This window comes from Pararhodobacter oceanensis (genome assembly GCF_003076755.1).
Taxonomy (GTDB): Bacteria; Pseudomonadota; Alphaproteobacteria; order Rhodobacterales; family Rhodobacteraceae; genus Pararhodobacter; species Pararhodobacter oceanensis.
Genome location: NZ_QDKM01000004.1, coordinates 215765 through 233651 on the forward strand (window position 1 = coordinate 215765; position 17887 = coordinate 233651).

19 protein-coding genes and 1 tRNA gene are annotated in these 17887 nt (G+C 62.9%); 12 read left to right on the top strand and 8 right to left on the bottom strand.

Going from position 1 to position 17887, the window contains the following annotated elements; genetic code table 11:
* The first annotated feature begins 18 nt into the window (after positions 1 to 18).
* The 6 genes from plsX (at position 19) to DDE20_RS11090 (ending at position 4864) form a co-directional block, all read left to right on the top strand.
* Entirely contained in the window at positions 19 to 1146 is a 1128-nt protein-coding gene (plsX, locus tag DDE20_RS11065) for a phosphate acyltransferase PlsX (RefSeq protein ID WP_116558554.1), read from the top strand.
* A complete protein-coding gene (locus DDE20_RS11070) occupies positions 1143 to 2129 on the top strand; it encodes a beta-ketoacyl-ACP synthase III (RefSeq protein WP_116558555.1) in 987 nt (328 codons plus the stop codon). The genes plsX and DDE20_RS11070 overlap by 4 nt, the downstream gene beginning before the upstream one ends.
* Before the next feature lie 115 nt (positions 2130 to 2244).
* Entirely contained in the window at positions 2245 to 2550 is a 306-nt protein-coding gene (gene ihfA, locus DDE20_RS11075; protein ID WP_116558556.1) for an integration host factor subunit alpha, read from the top strand.
* Positions 2551 to 2559: 9 nt separating this feature from the next.
* Positions 2560 to 3552, top strand: coding sequence for a MerR family transcriptional regulator (locus tag DDE20_RS11080; RefSeq protein WP_116558557.1), 993 nt, complete (start codon positions 2560 to 2562; stop codon positions 3550 to 3552).
* A gap of 82 nt (positions 3553 to 3634) precedes the next feature.
* Positions 3635 to 3712: transfer RNA gene (locus tag DDE20_RS11085), tRNA-Pro, on the top strand.
* A 57-nt stretch (positions 3713 to 3769) separates the two neighbouring features.
* Entirely contained in the window at positions 3770 to 4864 is a 1095-nt protein-coding gene (locus tag DDE20_RS11090; RefSeq protein WP_116558558.1) for a 2'-deoxycytidine 5'-triphosphate deaminase, read from the top strand.
* A 43-nt stretch (positions 4865 to 4907) separates the two neighbouring features.
* Here the strand turns inward: DDE20_RS11090 and DDE20_RS11095 are convergent, their stop codons facing one another.
* Positions 4908 to 5930 carry a TDT family transporter gene (locus tag DDE20_RS11095; RefSeq protein ID WP_116558559.1) on the bottom strand — a complete coding sequence of 341 codons (1023 nt, stop codon included), beginning with the start codon at positions 5928 to 5930 and terminating at the stop codon, positions 4908 to 4910.
* 157 nt (positions 5931 to 6087) lie between these two features.
* Here DDE20_RS11095 and DDE20_RS11100 point away from each other — a divergent pair, with 157 nt between their 5' ends.
* Positions 6088 to 7098 carry a glucokinase gene (locus DDE20_RS11100; protein ID WP_116558560.1) on the top strand — a complete coding sequence of 337 codons (1011 nt, stop codon included), beginning with the start codon at positions 6088 to 6090 and terminating at the stop codon, positions 7096 to 7098.
* 39 nt (positions 7099 to 7137) lie between these two features.
* Positions 7138 to 7824 carry a M48 family metallopeptidase gene (locus tag DDE20_RS11105; RefSeq protein ID WP_116558561.1) on the top strand — a complete coding sequence of 229 codons (687 nt, stop codon included), beginning with the start codon at positions 7138 to 7140 and terminating at the stop codon, positions 7822 to 7824.
* 68 nt (positions 7825 to 7892) lie between these two features.
* On the opposite strand, the gene DDE20_RS11110 is transcribed toward DDE20_RS11105, so the two are convergent.
* The 3 genes from DDE20_RS11110 to DDE20_RS11120 all read right to left on the bottom strand — a co-directional run bounded on the left by DDE20_RS11110 (position 7893) and on the right by DDE20_RS11120 (position 9706).
* On the bottom strand, positions 7893 to 8435 hold the full coding sequence (locus DDE20_RS11110; RefSeq protein WP_116558718.1) for a VOC family protein: 543 nt from the start codon (positions 8433 to 8435) through the stop codon (positions 7893 to 7895).
* Positions 8436 to 8581: 146 nt separating this feature from the next.
* Positions 8582 to 9115, bottom strand: coding sequence for a hypothetical protein (locus tag DDE20_RS11115; RefSeq protein WP_116558562.1), 534 nt, complete (start codon positions 9113 to 9115; stop codon positions 8582 to 8584).
* Positions 9116 to 9268: 153 nt separating this feature from the next.
* A complete protein-coding gene (locus tag DDE20_RS11120) occupies positions 9269 to 9706 on the bottom strand; it encodes a curlin (RefSeq protein WP_116558563.1) in 438 nt (145 codons plus the stop codon).
* A gap of 550 nt (positions 9707 to 10256) precedes the next feature.
* Between DDE20_RS11120 and DDE20_RS11130 the strand changes: the two genes are divergently transcribed.
* Entirely contained in the window at positions 10257 to 10532 is a 276-nt protein-coding gene (locus tag DDE20_RS11130) for a ribbon-helix-helix domain-containing protein (RefSeq protein WP_116558565.1), read from the top strand.
* Between the two features lie 63 nt (positions 10533 to 10595).
* On the opposite strand, the gene DDE20_RS11135 is transcribed toward DDE20_RS11130, so the two are convergent.
* From DDE20_RS11135 to DDE20_RS11145, 3 genes are read right to left on the bottom strand one after another with little or no spacing between them, the layout of a single operon-like run.
* A complete protein-coding gene (locus DDE20_RS11135) occupies positions 10596 to 11114 on the bottom strand; it encodes a gamma carbonic anhydrase family protein (protein ID WP_116558566.1) in 519 nt (172 codons plus the stop codon).
* Between the two features lie 52 nt (positions 11115 to 11166).
* The gene (gmk, locus tag DDE20_RS11140; RefSeq protein ID WP_116558567.1) at positions 11167 to 11820 is read right to left on the bottom strand and encodes a guanylate kinase; all 654 of its coding nucleotides are present in this window, start codon (positions 11818 to 11820) and stop codon (positions 11167 to 11169) included.
* Positions 11821 to 11822: 2 nt separating this feature from the next.
* A complete protein-coding gene (locus tag DDE20_RS11145) occupies positions 11823 to 12746 on the bottom strand; it encodes a YicC/YloC family endoribonuclease (RefSeq protein ID WP_240608003.1) in 924 nt (307 codons plus the stop codon).
* A gap of 215 nt (positions 12747 to 12961) precedes the next feature.
* Between DDE20_RS11145 and DDE20_RS11150 the strand changes: the two genes are divergently transcribed.
* The gene (locus DDE20_RS11150) at positions 12962 to 13618 is read left to right on the top strand and encodes a PAS domain-containing protein (protein WP_116558569.1); all 657 of its coding nucleotides are present in this window, start codon (positions 12962 to 12964) and stop codon (positions 13616 to 13618) included.
* 67 nt (positions 13619 to 13685) lie between these two features.
* Here the strand turns inward: DDE20_RS11150 and DDE20_RS11155 are convergent, their stop codons facing one another.
* Positions 13686 to 15056, bottom strand: a complete 1371-nt coding sequence (locus DDE20_RS11155) for a class II 3-deoxy-7-phosphoheptulonate synthase (protein ID WP_116558570.1) — start codon at positions 15054 to 15056, stop codon at positions 13686 to 13688.
* Between the two features lie 342 nt (positions 15057 to 15398).
* On the opposite strand from DDE20_RS11155, the gene DDE20_RS11160 reads away from it, so the two are divergent.
* Positions 15399 to 16439 carry a GlxA family transcriptional regulator gene (locus DDE20_RS11160; RefSeq protein ID WP_116558571.1) on the top strand — a complete coding sequence of 347 codons (1041 nt, stop codon included), beginning with the start codon at positions 15399 to 15401 and terminating at the stop codon, positions 16437 to 16439.
* A gap of 205 nt (positions 16440 to 16644) precedes the next feature.
* On the top strand, positions 16645 to 17826 hold the full coding sequence (locus tag DDE20_RS11165; RefSeq protein ID WP_116558572.1) for an ABC transporter substrate-binding protein: 1182 nt from the start codon (positions 16645 to 16647) through the stop codon (positions 17824 to 17826).
* Positions 17827 to 17887: the final 61 nt, after the last annotated feature.

Genomic DNA, 17887 nt, shown 5'->3' on the forward strand with positions numbered 1-17887 from the left:
GCGTCCGGCTCCGGTCAGATGACTTCCAACCAGGATCACTTACCCACCGGGCAACCGGATGACGGCGCTCCTCGGGGCAAGGTTATCGTATCGGTTGACGCGATGGGCTCGGATCAAGGTCCGTCCGTGGTGGTTGCCGGTTGTGCACGCTCGGCGCGCAGTGATTCGGATCTGGGTTTTCTACTGCATGGAGATTCCGCGGTTCTCGAACCGTTGGTCGCCCGTCAGCCCGCGCTGACGGGCCGTTGCACCATTGTCCATGCGGATGAAACCGTGACCATGGACGACAAGCCCAGCCATGTGATGCGCCACGGCAAGAAGACCTCGATGTGGTCGACGATTGGCGCGCTGAAAAGCGGTCAGGCCCATGCCGCCGTGTCCTGTGGTAACACCGGCGCGCTGATGGCGGTGTCGATGATCCAGCTGCGCCGGATGGAGGGGGTCAACCGCCCCGCCATCGCCTGCCTCTGGCCGGCGCGTGGCAAACACGGGTTCAACACGATGCTGGATGTCGGCGCGGATATCAAAGCCGAGGCCGAGGATCTGCTGGCCTATGCGATCATGGGCGTGACCTATTTTCGCAACGGGTTTGGCGAGGAACGCCCGCGTGTCGGCCTGCTGAATGTCGGCACCGAAGAGCATAAGGGCCGCGCCGAGATCAAGGAAGCACATGAATTGATCGCCGATCATGCCGAGATCGGGCGCTATGAATTTGTCGGTTTTGTTGAAGGCAGCGATATCCCCTCGGACCGTGTGGATGTGATTGTCACCGACGGGTTCACCGGCAATATCGCGCTGAAAACCGGCGAAGGCACCGCCAAACTGGTCGCGGATTTCCTGCGCGAATCGCTCAAGTCCAGCGCTTTGGCGCTGCTTGGGGCGATGCTCGCCAAGGGCGCCTTGGGCAAACTCACCGCCAGAATCGATCCGCGCCGGGTCAATGGCGGGGTGTTTCTGGGGCTCAACGGCACGGTGGTGAAATCGCATGGGTCGGCGGATGCCACCGGCGTCGCGGCGGCGATCGGACTGGCCGCAAAACTGGCACAATCGGGATATCACGGGCGGATGGCAGAACGGCTTGTGATTGCCGCGCAAGCAGTCCAGAATGCTGCGGATGCATCGGCCCAAAACGGAGACAGGTCATGACCGCCACCACCGTTAAACGCGCTGTGGTTATCGGCAGTGGTCACTACCTGCCCGAACGCTGCGTGGAAAACTCTGAGTTTACAGCGACTTTGGACACGTCCGACGAATGGATCGTGTCACGCTCGGGGATCGAGCGGCGCCATTTCGCCGCCGAGGGCGAAAATACCTCGCATCTGGCGATCCATGCCGCGCGTGCGGCATTGGAACAGGCCGGTATCAAGGCCGAAGACCTCGATTCGATCATCGTTGCCACCTCGACGCCGGATATGACCTTCCCCGCCGTGGCGACCATGGTGCAGGCGGAAATCGGCGCCCATAAAGCCTATGCCTACGACATGCAGGCGGTCTGCGCCGGTTTCATCTATGCGCTGGCCAATGCCAATGCGCTGATCGTTTCGGGTCAGGCGCAGCGGGTGATGGTGATCGGCGCCGAGACCTTTAGCCGGATCATGGACTGGACCGACCGCGGCACCGCTGTGCTGTTCGGTGACGGCGCCGGTGCGCTGATCCTGGAGGCGCAGGACGGCGACGGCAGCACCGAGGACCGCGGCATACTGTCCACCGATCTGAACGCCGATGGCCGCTACCGCGATATTCTCTATGTCGATGGCGGCGTTTCCAGCACCGCCACCGCGGGCTGTCTGCGTATGCAGGGCAAGGAAGTCTTTCGCCATGCCATTGAAAAGCTGGCGCAAACCGCCGATACCGCGCTGGAAAAAGCGGGGCTTGGCTCGGATGATATCGACTGGATCGTGCCCCATCAGGCCAATATCCGCATCATTCAGGGCACCGCGCGCAAGCTCAATCTGCCGATGAGCAAAGTGATTGTGACGGTGCAGAACCACGGCAATACCTCGGCGGCCTCGATCCCGCTGGCGCTTTCGGTGGGCGTTGCCAATGGCCAGATCAAACGCGGCGACCTGATCGTCAGCGAGGCGATCGGCGGCGGTTTGGCCTGGGGCGCGGTGGTGCTGCGCTGGTAATTGGCGCGATCTTCACCTGCTGTGCAAACAACGCCTCGCAAACCACGCTGTTGACAGCAGAATTTCCTTGTAGCATCGTTTAAGACTTGGGCGCCTGTCCGCCGAAGGGGGAAAGATGAGCGAAAAAACACTGACACGTATGGACCTGAGCGAAGCGGTTTTCCGCGAGGTCGGGTTGAGCCGCAACGAATCCTCGCAACTGGTTGAATCCATTATTCAATACATGTCCGACGCTTTGGTGAACGACGAGCAGGTCAAGATCTCGTCCTTTGGCACTTTCAGCGTCCGCGCCAAGGCCGAACGGCTGGGCCGCAATCCGAAAACCGGCGAAGAAGTGCCGATCAGCCCGCGCCGCGTGCTCTCGTTCCGGCCCTCGCATCTGATGAAGGACCGTGTCTCGAGCGGGAATCTGCGCGGGTAGGCATAAGGCATGAAAAAAGCGCCCGAGGCGTTTCGCACGATCAGCGAGGTCGCCGAGATCCTGAAAACTCCTGCGCATGTGTTGCGGTTTTGGGAGAGTAAATTCTATCAGATACGTCCGGTGAAACGCGCCGGTGGGCGGCGCTATTACCGGCCCGATGATGTGACGCTGATCAACGGCATCCGCATTCTGCTGCAAGAGCAAGGCATGACCATTCGCGGCGTGCAGCGGGTGTTGCAGGAAAACGGCGTGAAACATGTCACCGCTTTGGGCGCGGAACTGGCGATGTCGCCCGAGGCCGCAGGCGATATCAGCGCGGTCGAAAGTGCCGAACTGGCGGTGATCGAGGGCAAGGCCACGTCGCTGCCGATTGCCGATACGGTTGAGCCGGTGTCGGGGTCAGTATCGGGGCCCGCATCAGGGTCGGTGCGCGCACAGCCTGACAGTGTCGCGACTGAGGCAACGGAGGATACAGCGGGCGTGGCAGCTGAGGATGCACTCGCCGCGAAAGTCGTCGCCGAGCGTTCCGAGTCGCCCCGTGCTGTGTCGCCGGTTGAACCCGCCCTGCCCGTTGCCAAAGCGCCCGAGGCGCCCGAGGCGCCCGACCCCGCACCCACCGCAAGCGCTGAGACGCAAGCGCCCAAAGCAATGGATGAGGCCGCGGAACCAAGCGCAGAGGTTCCCCCCGAGGCGCCTGTGGTGGCGGACGCCACGCTCGACGACAGCTCTGACGGCGACTCAATTGAACCCAAGGCCCCTGACGCACCGCGCGAGAGCGCTGAGGCTGACGACACGCCAACGGCTTCGCAGGTCGCTGAAGCAAGCGCTGCATCCGCCCCCGCAACGCCGGAGGCGGACAGCCGCCCGCGGATCGCGCAGATTCTGCGGGCCACACCGCGTGGACAACTGGGGACCACGCACGAATCGCTCGAGCATCTGTCGCGCCGGATTGATGTTTTTCTCGACCGGATGTCCGAAGCCTCGGGCGCCGGACGCTGGTAAACACATGATGATGTGGATTTCCCCGCGAAAGGGTCAAATTGATGCTTGCCCCCGCCGCCAAAACGGGTAGAACCCACCTCGTCGGGCTGTGGCGCAGCTTGGTTAGCGCGTCCGTCTGGGGGACGGAAGGTCGTGAGTTCGAATCTCGCCAGCCCGACCATTTTTCACCGGCCCGTGGCAGCAATGTCGCGGGCCGTGTCTGTTTCGCGAGGACGTGATGGCCCTGACCCCAGATACCACCGGCGTGCTGCCGTCGCAGATCCTGCGCGAGTTGGTCGCCCAAGACGTCCTGTCCGGCACGCCCGCGATCCTGCCCGATCAGCTACAGCCTGCGAGCCTTGATCTGCGGTTGGGATCGGTGGCGGTGCGTCTGCGCGCCTCCTTCCTGCCCGGCAAAGGGCGCAGCGTCGCCGAGCGTCTGCCCGAGTTCGAGATGCACCGCTTTGATCTGCGCGACGGCATGGTGCTGGAAAAGGGCTGTGTCTACGTTGTGGAACTGATGGAGCGCGCCAATCTACCCGCCGCGATCCATGCGGTGACCAACGCCAAAAGCTCGACCGGACGCTTGGATCTTTTGGTCCGCGTGATCACCGATGAGGGCGTCGAGTTTGACCGTGTGGCGCCGGGCTACAGCGGCCCGCTCTATGCCGAGATCTGCCCGCGGTCTTTCTCGGTGCTGGTGCGGCCCGGTATGCGGCTCAACCAGATCCGGCTGCGGCAGGGGCAAGCGGTGCTGGATGACGCCGAATTGACCGCGCTACACGCGCAGACGCCGCTGGTCTCGGGCGAGGCGGTGATCTCCGAAGGTTTGGGCTTTTCGGTCGGTCTACGCCCCGAGAGCGGCGATCTGGTCGGCTACCGCGCCAAACCACATGCGGGGGTGATCGATCTGGACCGGATCGGCGCCTATGATCCGGCGGATTTCTGGGAAGAACTGCGCGCGGATAACGGGCGGCTGATCCTTGATCCCGGCGCGTTTTATATTCTGGTCAGCCGCGAATCGGTCTCGATCCCGCCGGGCTATGCGGCGGAAATGGCGCCCTATCTGGCAATGGTCGGCGAATTTCGCGTGCATTACGCCGGTTTCTTTGACCCCGGGTTTGGCTATGCGGCGGCGGGCGGCGCGGGTGCGCGCGGGGTGCTGGAGGTGCGCTGCCATGAGGCGCCCTTTGCGCTGGAAGACGGGCAGATCGTCGGGCGGCTGGTCTATGAGCGGATGGCGGAAGTGCCGGATGCGCTTTACGGGGTTGAGATCGCGTCAAATTATCAGGGGCAAGGGTTGAAACTGGCGAAGCATTTTCGCGCAGGGTGATTAGGATGAATGTCTGACGTTTTAGTGTCAGACATTCATGATCTCACACCGTCGCCGCGTTGGTTTTCGCCGCCAGATCGCCCTTGGCCCAGCCTTTGATCACTTGAAAAGCGATCCACGGGATCAACGCGCTGGACAGCAGCAAGAGCGCCCAGCCGATCCAGAGCCCCGCTGCACCCAAGCCCCAGAGTGCCGCAGAGGCACTGGCGGCCAGCGGGAAGGTCAGCGCCCCCCAGAGCGGGGTGAAACCGGCGCTGAGCAGCCAGCGCGCCGAGACCAGCAGCGCCAGCAGGATCGCCATTGCCAAGATACCGAAGGCTAGCGCCAGCGTCGGATAGTCGAGCAGCGCCGAGACCGTGGTCAACAGGCTTGCGGGCGCCAGATGGATCGCCAGCAAGGGGCGCAGGGGCGCGGGCGGGATGCGGCGGATCAATTGCCAGAGACTGATCGCCCAGATGAGCGCGGCGGCGATACACGCGCCGATCAAGATCAGCCGCGATGTTCCGAAATACCCCAGCGGCACCAGCGCCAGCGGGGCGATGATATAGCCCGCATAGGTCAGATGGAACACCGGCGTGACCACGCGCGCCTCCGGCGCACCGGTGAAGAATTGCCATGCGATCAACACCCCGAGGGCAAATAGCCCGAAGAGCCCGACCGAGACCACGCCCAAGGCCACTGCGGGTGCGATTGGCACCAAGGCTGCCGCCGCCAGCGAGAAAGACAGCATCATCGCCGCAAGCCCGGCGCGGCCCGGCAGAACGGCGAGTTCTTCCAATATGATCCCCGGGCGCCGCAGTGGTTTCGACAGCCATGCGAGCAGCGCAAAGGCAAACAGCACCAGCGTCGCGCCGAGGATCACATCCGAGATCGGCGCGACGGGATACATGCCGGGCCGCGCCGCCATCGCGCGCCATGCCAGCCCGAGGCCGAAGAGCCCGAGGATGGGCGGAAAGATCGCCGGAGGGGTGCGGCTCCACAGCCCTTTGGGCTGCGAGACCAAGGGCGGCGGTGGCGGGAAATGGCGGGGTTTCAGGCTGGGGATTTTCTGCGGATCGTTGGACATGGTCACTCTGCAAACTACGGGGAACGCCGTGCGACTCTCTCGCGTCCCTGCGCGCTGCGCAAGGTGGCTGCCTGTCGCACGCAGGCGCAGCGCATATTCCCGTGGTTTCACCCGCGTCCTTGGGCTATCACAGCGTGAGAATAGCTTTGAGATCGAGATGACCGACCCTTTGCCCCCCCAATTGCCCCCCACACGAGCGCCGCATCTGGTGGCCGATATCGGCGGCACCAATACCCGCGTGGCGCTGAGTGATGGCGGCGTGCTGCGGCAAGGCTCGATCCGGCGCTATGCCAATCAGGCGCATCGCTCGCTGGCAGAAATCCTGCGGAAGTTTCTGGCCGAGATGGCGACCGATGACTGCGCCGGTCTTTGTCTGGCGGTGGCGGGGCCGGTGCAGGGTGGTGTGGCGCAGATGACCAATCTTGACTGGCGGATCTCTGCGGCCGAGCTGGACAGGATCGGCAATACCACGCGGATCACCCTGTTGAACGACCTGCAAGCGCAAGGACATGCGCTGGCATCGCTGGACGCGCGGCATTTGCATCCGTTGATTTCGGGCCCGCCTGCCCCAGACACTGCCCCAGCCACTGCCACCGCGACCAGATTGGTGGTTGGCGCCGGCACCGGTTTTAACGCCGCAGCGGTGCATCAAATGGAGGGGCACAGCTTTGTCACCGCCTCGGAAAGCGGGCATATCCATCTGCCGCAGCATGGCGAGACCGAACAGGCCCTCGCCCGCCATCTGGCGCAGCAGCACGGCATTGCCAGCGTGGAAGAGGTGCTTTCGGGGCGCGGGTTGGCGGCGCTGCATCATTGGCGCTGCGGCGAGCAGATCGCGCCCGGGGCGTTGATTGAACGGGTGGCGGCGGATGATCAGGCACGCCAGACGGCGGCGCTTTATGCGCAGATCATGGGGCGGGTGTTGGCGTCTTTGGCGTTGATCCATCTGCCCTATGGCGGGATTTACCTGATCGGCGGCGTGGCGCGGGCGATGGCGCCGCATCTGACCGCGCTTGGCATGGCCGAGAGTTTTGCCGAGATGGGGCGGATGTCCGCAGAGATGTCGGCGTTTTCCGTGCATCTGGTCACCGATGACTACGCCGCGCTGACCGGTTGCGCCGCCTATCTTGAGGCGCAACGCGACGCGCCGCCGCCGCTCAGCGCTTAAACCCTTGTTGCCGCGCCGCGCAGGGGTCATATCAAGGGCATGTTACGTTTTACCCCCATCCTTTTGGCGCTGATCTACGGGCTGTTGATGTGGCAGTTTTCGGCCTGGCGCACCAAGCGCGAGCTCGACGCGAATGCGACGCCGCTATCGGACCCTGCGCTGAACGCGCTGACCCAGCGTATGGCGCAGGCGCTGGATCTTAAGAAGATCCGCGTGCATGTCTATGAAATCGCTCCGATAAACGGATTGGCGGCACCCGACGGGCGGATCTTTTTGACCCGCGGCTTTCTTGAGCGTTACCGCGCCGGTGAGGTCAGCGCCGAAGAGCTGGCCTCGGTGATTGCCCATGAATTGGGCCATGTGGCGCTTGGCCATACGCGCCGCCGGATGATTGATTTCTCAGGACAAAACGCGGTGCGCGTGGCGCTTTCGGCGGTGCTGGGACGGTTGTTGCCCGGTGTCGGTGTATGGATCGCCAACGGGTTGGTGTCATTGCTGGCGGCGGGGCTGAGCCGCAAGGATGAATATGAGGCCGACGAATATGCTGCTGCGCTGCTGACCAAGGCGGGGATCGGCACGGCGCCGCAAAAGGCGCTACTGGGCAAGCTGGAGCATCTGACCGGTATGCGCGGCGCGCCGCCGGTCTGGCTGGCCTCGCATCCAAAAACCCCCGACCGGATCAAAGCGATCGAGGCATTGGAAGCGCGCTGGCAGGACCCCGCGTGACACAGCGAGGGGCGGGTGACGCCCCTGCCCCGCCGGTTCAGACATTGGTTCAACCTCGCCCCTCAAGCCTATGATTTAGCAAGTTCTTTCTCATGCATCCAAGCGGCGTGTTTGGGCGCGCGTTTGGTCTGGCTCCACTCTTCGAGCATCTGCCATTTCACCGCATCCATCCGCGCCAGCATCGCCTCTTCTTCGGGGTCCGGGCAGGCCAGCTCGCAGCGGTGACCGTTGGGATCAAAGAAGTAAATCGAGTGGAACAGCGAATGATCGGTGACGCCGAGAACCTCGACACCATTGGCCTCGAGATGCTCTTTGAAGGCGATCAGGGTTGCGCGGTCCTTCACCTTATAGGCGATATGCTGGCACCATTCCGGCGTGTTCGGATCGCGGCCCATTTCGGGTTTGGTGGGCAGTTCAAAGAACGCCAGCACATTGCCCTGACCGGCATCGAGAAAGATGTGCATATAGGGATCAGGCTCATGAGTGGAGGGCACTTTGTCCTCGGCAATCGCCAGAATGAAATCCATGTTCAGCATTTTGCCATACCATTCAACGGTTTCTTTGGCGTCCTTGCAGCGATAGGCAACGTGGTGCATCTGGTCGATCTTCAGGATTGGCGCGGTCATCTGGTCCTCCACAATATCATTGCAATTGCAACGGTATCGCTTGGTAGCAGGATCCGCGCGCTTCTGTCAACTCTTCTCATATGCAACGAGGGCGCGCCAAGGCACGCCCTCGGTCGTCGCAAATCCGTGGGTCAGTAGCGGCGCAAGCGCAGGTCGAGCATCTGCGTGCCGTAATTGTCATACATTATGACAGTGTTCGGCCCCGCGGCATTGGGGGTCATGCGCATGGCGGTGCCCAGATGCAGGTTCATCGCACCCGCCACCGCGCCGCAATCGCGCAGCGCCGAGATCATCCGCATGGCGCCAAAGCGCTGTGGCGTGGCGAAGGCGCTGACGGTTTTCGCGTTGCAGGGCGCGTGAAACCCGATCTCGCGCGGTGCGAAAAGCGGCGGTGCCAGACGTGCGCGCGGCAGCATATGGCGCGGCGCCAGCCTGCGCGGCGCAGTGGTCATATCCGAGAGCATCGCACGCAACATCACCTGCGCGCGGCTGTCGCGCGGCAATCCCGGCGTGATCTGGTGCAACCGCGTGCTATGGGTGATCATCGGTGCAGGGCGCGCGCCCATCAGATCGCGGATCGTCGAGGTCGCATCCGCCGCGGCGGCCTGGGCCGAGATCACGGTACAAAACACCGCCGTGAGGAGTTTGGGAATCGCATGGGTCATTTGATCTATCCTTTTGAAAATACGTGATGAAAAGAAAAGGGCCGCGAGGTGGAGGGGACACTCGCGGCCCTTACGGCGGGCATTGGTGAAAGGGGAGCTTGGCACCAAGGCCCGGTCGTGAGGGGCGCGGTTAGTGCGCCGGTATGGCGTGCATCAGTTCTGCACGATCGCAACTGTGTTGTCGGAGCCGACCGAGACGACACCGGCAGAGTTGTTATGCCCGACCTGCACCACAGCGGTCACATTGCGCTGGCCGCATTGCACGGTCTGGGCGGAATTATTGCTGCCGATCTGGCCGACACCGAGGACATTATGGCCGCCGCACTGGTGGCTATCGACATAGTTGTTCGAGCCCGCCTGCCCGACCGATGTGCTGTTGTGATGCCCGTCTTGGGTGTTGATCGAGACATTGGAATGTCCGTCTTGCAACACGGTGAGGCGCTGGCCGTGACCGCTCTGGCCGCCGCCGACCGAGTTATTGGCGCCCCACTGTTCGACCCAGACGCGATGACCGCCGGCAAGCGCCGGAGCCGCGGTGGCGGTGATCATCAGGACGACAGAAGCAGCTTTGAAGGTTTTAGCGAGGAACATGGGAAACTCCGTTGATATGGGGGCGAGGACGCCGGTTTGAAAAGTGTTTGGGTCGAATGTCGAAAGGCGCTGTGGGCCGGTGGTTCGGATCAAGCGCTGTCCGATGGGTTCAGATTGCCGGTGATGCTGCGGTCAAACAAAATCACCGGCGCGAAACGTGATAACGCGGCGGATGTTATCGGATATCAGCGGGTGATCCCGCTTGCGGATTGCCATGAAATCAACGGGTTACCGCGGGTGGTTGCCTGAGTCGCGGCGGGTCTTTGTGCGGGCTTTTGGCTGGGCTTAGATTGACAGTCGCGCCGATCTATCGCCAACTGCGCGCGACATTCCGGTGCGGTTATCCGATAGCAGCACCGGCTCGCGGTGAATGACGATAAAGGACGCGCCTGCCTGCCCGATCCTTTGGTGATCCAAGCCGAATCGGGTGCGCAACGGCAGGCTGGTCATCAGGTGAGTCGCGCTGTATTCGCCAGACCACCCTCGCCACCCGCCAACCCGCGCCAACTTCGGGCGGGTTGCCAACACTTCTTGAGGACTGACAAAAGTGATGCGGCCCGAAAAACACTCATTAACGCTGAAAGGCCACCGCACCTCGGTGTCGCTCGAGCCCGAGTTCTGGGCCGCGTTTCTAGAATTGGCCGCCCGTCGCGGGCTGGGGATCAATGCACTGGCCGCGGAAATCGACATTGCGCGCGGCGATCAGGGGCTGGCCTCGGCGATTCGCGTCGCCGTGCTCAACGATCTGCTGGAACAGGCCAGTAACGACGAGCCGCCCGCACCAGCGCCGCCCGCTCATCTGTCCAAAAATATCCCGCAGGGGTGAATTGGCCGCAGGCCAAGAGGGGGCGCGAAGCCCCCTTTCTCCTTCCACCGACAGCCGCCAGAGTTACAGCGCCCGCAGACCGGCGCGGAACCGGCGCATATTTTCTTGGTAAATCACCGCCGAGCCGCGCAGCCGCTCGATCGCCGCCGCGTCCAGCTGGCGCACCACTTTGCCCGGCGCGCCCATCACCAATGAGCCGTCGGGGATCACCTTGCCCTCGGTGATCAGCGCCCCTGCCCCGATCAGGCAATTCTTGCCGATCTTGGCGCCGTTCAACACCGTCGCCCCCATGCCGATCAACGTCTCGTCGCCGATGGTGCAGCCGTGGAGGATGACATTATGCCCGATGGTGCAATCGCGCCCGATGACCAGCGGATAGCCGAAATCGGTGTGCAAAGTGCAGCCTTCCTGCACATTCGAGCCCGCGCCAACCTCGATCCACTCATTATCGCCGCGCAGGGTGGCGCCGAACCAGACCGAGGCACCCGAGAGCATCCGCACGCGGCCGATCACGCTGGCGCTTGGCGCGACCCAGCTGTCGGCGTCAATCTCGGGGGTCAGGTCGTCAAGCGCATAGAGCATCGGGGGTCTCCGGTTTGGCGGGTGATATAGGCGGGTCGCGGTGTTTCGGCTCTCAGCTTCGGGCACCAATCTGGCGGGCCTCGAATTCCTTGTTGAGGCCGCGCACAAAGTCATTGAGGCCGGGCATGCGGTCGGCGCGGGCGCGTTCGGCCTTGACGATAGTTTTCAACTCTTCCTCGGCTTGATCCGGGTCGTCGTTGACGATCACATAGTCATATTCGGCCCAATGGCTGATCTCGTCGCGCGCCTCGGACATGCGCAGGGCGATCACCTCGTCGCTGTCCTGCCCGCGCGCGCGCAGCCGCGATTCCAGCGCCTCGATCGATGGCGGCAGGATAAAGATCGACAGCACATTCTGCGCCAGCGTCGAGCGCCGCACCTGCTGCCCGCCCTGCCAGTCGATATCAAACAGCGTGTCGCGGCCTTCCATCATCGCAGCCTCGACCGGCCCTTTCGGGGTGCCGTAGAAATTGCCGAAGACCTCGGCGTGTTCCAGCATCTCCTCGGCCTCTACCATGCGCTCGAATTCGGCTTTGCTGGTGAATTGGTAATCGACACCGTCGATCTCGCCGGGGCGCGGGGCGCGGGTGGTGGCCGAGACCGAGAATTTCAGCGAGGGGTCCCAAGCCATCAGGCGTTTCGCCATGGTGGATTTTCCGGCCCCCGAGGGCGACGACAAGATAATGAGAAGCCCGCGGCGCTGCATGATCACTCCAAATTTTGTATCTGCTCGCGCATCTGGTCGATCACGGTCTTGAGGTCAAGGCCGATCCTTGTCAGCTTGGGGTTCTGCGACTTGGAACACAGGGTGTTGGCCTCGCGGTTGAACTCTTGCATGAGGAAATCCAGCTTGCGCCCGTTCGGCTGTTTGGCCGCCAGCAGCAGGCGCGCGGCGGCGATATGCGCCTCGAGCCGGTCCAGTTCCTCGGTGACATCGGTTTTCACCGCGATCAGCGCCAGCTCCTGCTCGAAGCGCCCCGCCTCGACATGCGGCGCGGTTTCCTGCAGGCGTTGCAGCGCGGATTTCAGCGCAATGTGCTGGTCCATGCGCCGCTCGCTGGCGGCGGCGCGGGCCTCATGCACCAAAGCGGCAATGGTGATCACCTGCCGGTCGATGACCTGCGCCATCGCCGCGCCCTCGGCGGCACGGTTGGCGTCAAAATCGGCGATCAACGGGGTGGCGTGGTCCAATAATGCGGCCACCAAGGGCGCGGCGGCGCTCAGATCGGGGCCGCTGTCGATCACCCCGCGCATCGCCAGAATATCCGCAGCGCTAACCGGCTGCAGGGTCAGATGGTGCGCCGCCGCATGGGTCTCGATCTTGCGCAGCAGGGCGAGCGCGGCGTCGAGGGCCTGGCCATTGAGGCCATGTACAGCGCTATGATCGGGGCTCTCGCTTGCTGTCTCTTCGGAATGTTCGCGCCGCGTGACCCGCAGCGAGGTGGTGACATGGCCGCGTTTGATCACCTCGGGCAGGCGTTTGCGCAGCGCCGGTTCCAGCCCCTCCAGCCAATCCGGCAGGCGAAACCGCAGATCCAGCCCGCGCCCGTTGACGCTGCGGATCTCCCATTGGCACGCAAAGACTCCGCTATCGGTGGCGATTTCGCAACTCGATGCGGCGTAACCTGTCATAGATTTAACCATTTTTTCAGATTTTATCCCTACCGAGGTGAATTAAGGCTACATTAAGGCATAAGTAAGACTTCTCAATCAAAAGTAATAAGTAGACAATGGGATCGACCAAACCTCTGCGACGCGCGCAAATGCGCTGAGATTGCGCGAAATGCGCCCGCAATGCGCCCTCTGGGCTGGAATTGGTCGGCCTTTGGTCCAACTGGAGACGAGTGATGACGGTGATTCGCATATTCGACGACCACGCTGCGCCCGAGGCTGCGACGGGCGTGTCGCGGCTGACCGGTCTGTTTCAACCGCAGCCGCTGAGCTATCCGGCGGTGGACACTGTGGTCAGCCATTGGGAGGTGCTGCGCGGCCAGAAACTGGCGCCTGCACGCGCGCAGATTGACCCACGCTGTCTGGGGGACTGCCTCGATAAACTGTTCATTGCCGAGCAGGTCGCCCCCGGCATCGCCAGATTTCGCCTGTGTGGTCAACAGTTTACCAACCTCTTGGGGATGGAGCCGCGGGGCATGCCGCTGAGCGTGCTCTTTGCCCATGAGGCGCGCGGCAATCTGGCCGCGGCTCTGCGGCAAGTGGCGCAAGGGGTGCGCGCGGTGCTGCCCCTGCGCGCCGAGAAAGGCCTTGGCCGTCCGGGGATGGACGGGCTGCTGGCGCTGATGCCGCTGACCGATCACGAGGGCAATATCACCCGCATTCTGGGGGTGATGGAGACCCATGGTCAGGTCGGCCATGCGCCGCGCAAGTTCCGTCTGACCACACCGCTGCCGCAGGGCATGGAGCGCCAGACCAGCGCGCCGACCCCCGCGCCTGAACGGCCCTCATCCAAACCCTTGCTGCGGGTGCTCAAGGGCGGATTGAGCGCATAAAAAAGGGGATCGGTCGCCCCGATCCCCTTAATTTTATTGGCTTTTTCGACAAAACCGCCGCGAACTGTTAACCGGCTTTGCGGGCCATGTCCTTGCGCCGCTCGGACAGTTCCTCGGCCACCAGAAACGCCAGTTCCAGCGATTGGCTGGCGTTCAGGCGCGGGTCGCAGGCGGTGTGGTAGCGGCTCGAGAGATCCTCATCCGAGACCGCATGAAGCCCGCCGGTGCATTCGGTCACATCCTTGCCAGTCATCTCGAAATGCACGCCGCCGGGGATTGTGCCCTCGGCTTTGTGGATCGCGAAGAACTCGCGCACCTCTTGCAGCACCCGCTCGAACGGGCGGGTCTTGAAGCCGGTGGCGGATTTCACCGTGTTGCCGTGCATCGGATCACAGGTCCAGAGCACATTCGCGCCCTCTTCCTGCACCGCTTTGATCAGCCGCGGCAGGTGGTCACCGGCTTTGCCCGCGCCGAAGCGGCAGATCAGCGTCAGGCGACCGGCCTCATTCTCGGGGTTCAGCCTGGCCATCAGCACCTTGAGATCCTCGGCGCTGATCGTCGGGCCGCATTTCAGCCCGATCGGGTTTTGAACGCCGCGGCAGAATTCGACATGGGCGCCGTCGGGCTGGCGGGTTCGGTCGCCGATCCAGATCATATGGCCCGAGCCCGCGACTGGCAGGCCGGTGGTCGAATCAATCCGGCAGAGCGCTTCTTCGTATTCGAGCAACAGCGCCTCATGCGAGGTGAAGAAATCCACCGTCTCCATCGCGTCGATGGTGGCGCTGGTGACACCGGCGGCGGTCATGAAGTCGAGCGCATCGGTGATCCGGTCGGTCAGCTCGCGGTAGCGTTTGGCGTTCTCGCCTTCGGTGAAGCCCAGCGTCCAGGAGTGCACCTTATGGATATCCGCGAAACCGCCCTTGGAGAAAGCGCGCAGCAGGTTCAGGCTGGCCGCGGCTTGCGTGTAGGCCTGCAGCATCCGCGAGGGATCGGGGATCCGCGCCGCTTCGGTGAAATCAAAGGCATTGATGATATCGCCGCGGTAGCTGGGCAGTTCGACACCGTCGACAACCTCCATCGGGGCCGAGCGCGGCTTGGCGAACTGACCCGCCATGCGACCGACTTTGACCACCGGCACTTTGGCGCCAAAGGTCAGCACCACCGCCATCTGCAGCATCACTTTGAAAGTGTCGCGGATCAGGTCGGCGCTGAATTCCCCGAAGCTCTCGGCGCAGTCGCCGCCCTGCAGCAGGAACGCGCGACCGGCAGCCGCCTCGCCTAGCTGGCGCTTGAGATCCCGCGCTTCACCGGCAAAGACCAGCGGCGGAAACTGGGCCAGCTGGCCCTCGACCGCGGCCAGCGCCGCTGCATCGGGATAATCCGGCATTTGAATGCGCGGTTTGTTACGCCAGTTGGATTTGCTCCAAGATGTGGTCATTTTCGCCTCCGTCGGTGGGCCATGGCGCGGGTTTCGGCGCTATGGCAGCGGTATCAGCGCTCTTTACACCGGCTCACGGAGGCTTGCAAACCCGCATTGGCCGCGCTACCGGCAAGGGAGTTGCCTAGCGTATTGCCTTGCGTGTTGCCTTGCGAGGCCGGAAATTTCCTGATTGGATTGACCTGCCACCTCCGGCATATTGTTAGAACGGCTTTCAAGATGAGCTACGCCCCCGGTTCACGCCCAGCCCCCAAAGCTGCCAATCCCCATGGGCAAGTGCCTGCGGGAAAGGATTCGCCCCGGCGCTCGCCCGCCACCGCATCGGCCCCTGCTTCGACGCGGATGCCACGGGAAAACGCCCGCCAGCGGCATTTCGTGTTCCTCTTGCTCAATGATTTTACCCTGCTGTCATTTTCCGCCGCGATCGAGCCTCTGCGCATTGCCAACCGGATGAGCGGGCAGTCAATTTACTCATGGACGGTGATTTCCGAGGGTGGCGGCGATGTCACTTGTTCCAACGGCACAAGGCTGCGCGTTGACAGTGGATTGACCGATATCGGGCGCGATGATGTGGCGATTGTCTGTGGCGGGGTCGGCGTCAAGGCGAATACCACCACCGTGGTGATGAACTGGCTGCGCCGCGCCGCGCGCAAGGGGTCGGTGATCGGCGGGCTTTGCACCGGCGCGCATACGCTGGCGGCGGCGGGATTGCTCGACAACCGCCGCGCCACCATCCACTGGGAGAATCGCGACGGTTTCCTTGAGGAGTTCATCGAGACCGATCTGACCAAATCGGTGTTCGTGATCGACGGCAACCGGCTGACCGCCGCCGGTGGCACCTCGTCGATTGACCTGATTCTGACGCTGATCGCCGATGATCATGGCAAGGATCTGGCGAATGCGGTGGCCGACCAGTTGATCTATACGACGATCCGCACCGATCGCGATATCCAGCGGCTGTCGATCCCGACGAGAATCGGTGTCCGCCATCCGCGTCTGAGCCGGGTGATCGAGCGCATGGAGCAGTCGATTGAAGAGCCGGTCTCGCCCGCCGATCTGGCGCAGGAGGTCGGCATGTCGACGCGCCAGCTTGAGCGATTGTTCCGGCGCTATCTGAACCGCAGCCCGAAACGCTATTATATGGAGTTGCGGCTGGCGCGGGCGCGCAATCTGCTGATGCAGACCGACCTGAGCGTGATCAATGTGGCGCTGGCCTGCGGCTTTGCCTCGCCGTCACATTTCTCGAAATGTTACCGCGCACAATATGGCACCACCCCCTACCGCGAGCGCGGCGCACATGGGATGGACGACGAGATGGGCGCCGAGCCGGGCGAAGAGGATACCAGCCTGCCCGACGATATTATGAGCGACGGCGACAGCTGACCGTGGCCTCATGCGGCGGGGATTTTACCGCGACGATCCGCGATTTCCCTTATTTTACAGCACTTTGGGAGGGTGCATAAGGGGGCTTGCAAAAGATGAATATTTTGAGTTGAAAATTGGGGGTCAGCCCCTCTGTTCAAACCGAAATACCGGCGATAAGGTTCGCTGACAACAATAAGTCTAACAACACAAGGGAGTGTGTTTCATGAAAAAATTGGTTCTTGCCAGCGCTATCTCAGCGCTCGCCGCAGGCGGGGCTTTCGCCGAAGATATCAACATCGGTGTGATCCTTGGGTTCACCGGCCCGCTGGAATCCATCACCCCTGGCATGGCTGCCGGTGCGGAAATGGCGATGAGCGAAGTCAACGCCGGTGGCGGCATCCTCAGCGGGTCGATGATCAACTCGGTGCGCGCCGACAGTACCTGCATTGACAGCGCCGCCGCACAGGCCGGTGCCGAACGTCTGATCACCTCGGACAATGTGGTTGCGATCATGGGCGCCGACTGCTCGGGCGTGACCCGCGCAATCCTGGAAAACGTCGCTATGGCGAACGGCATTCCGATGATCTCGCCCTCGGCCACCTCGCCCGGTTTCACCGAGTTCGATTCGGGCGGTCTGTTCTTCCGCACCTCGCCGTCGGATGCGCGTCAGGGTCAGGTTCTGGCCGATATCCTCGTGCGTCGCGGCATCACCAGCGTCGCCACCACCCATACCAACAACGACTATGGTCTGGGTCTGGCCACCGCCTTCAACGAAGCCTTTGAGGCGGCTGGCGGCACGGTCACTGCGACTGTTCCCCACGAAGAAGCCAAGGGCGACTATTCGGCAGAAGTCGGCGCGCTGGCCTCGGCTGGCGGTGAAGCGCTGATGGTTCTGGGCTATGTCGACGGTGGCGGCAGCATGATCTCGACCGCTTGGGATCTGGGCGCATTCGACCACTTCTTTGTCGGTGACGGCGTCTATGGCGACGATCTGCTGCCGCGCATCGGTGAGGCCGCCAGCGGTCTGGTCGGCACGGTGCCTTGGGCCGTGGGTGCTGCGGCTGACCGCTTTGTCGAAGTCTACACCGAAGCCGGCGTTGACGGCGCAAGCTCGTATGTGGCGGAATCCTATGACGCCGCTGCGCTGCTGATGCTGGCCGCACAGGCCGCAGGCGAAGCCACCCCCGCAGGCATCGCTGCCAATGTGCTGAATGTGGCCAACGCACCGGGCGAGGAGATCTTTGCCGGTGATCTGGCCCGCGCGGTGCAGATTCTCGCCGAAGGTGGTGAGGTCAACTATCAGGGTGCCACCAATGTCGAGCTTATCGGCTTTGGCGAAGCCTCGGGTAGCTACCGTGAGTTCAACGTCGTCGACGGCGACTTTGCGACGGTTCAATACCACTAAGGTTCTGCACATTTAGGCTATAATACCGGGCCCGGGGGGGTTATGCTCCTCGGGCCAATTA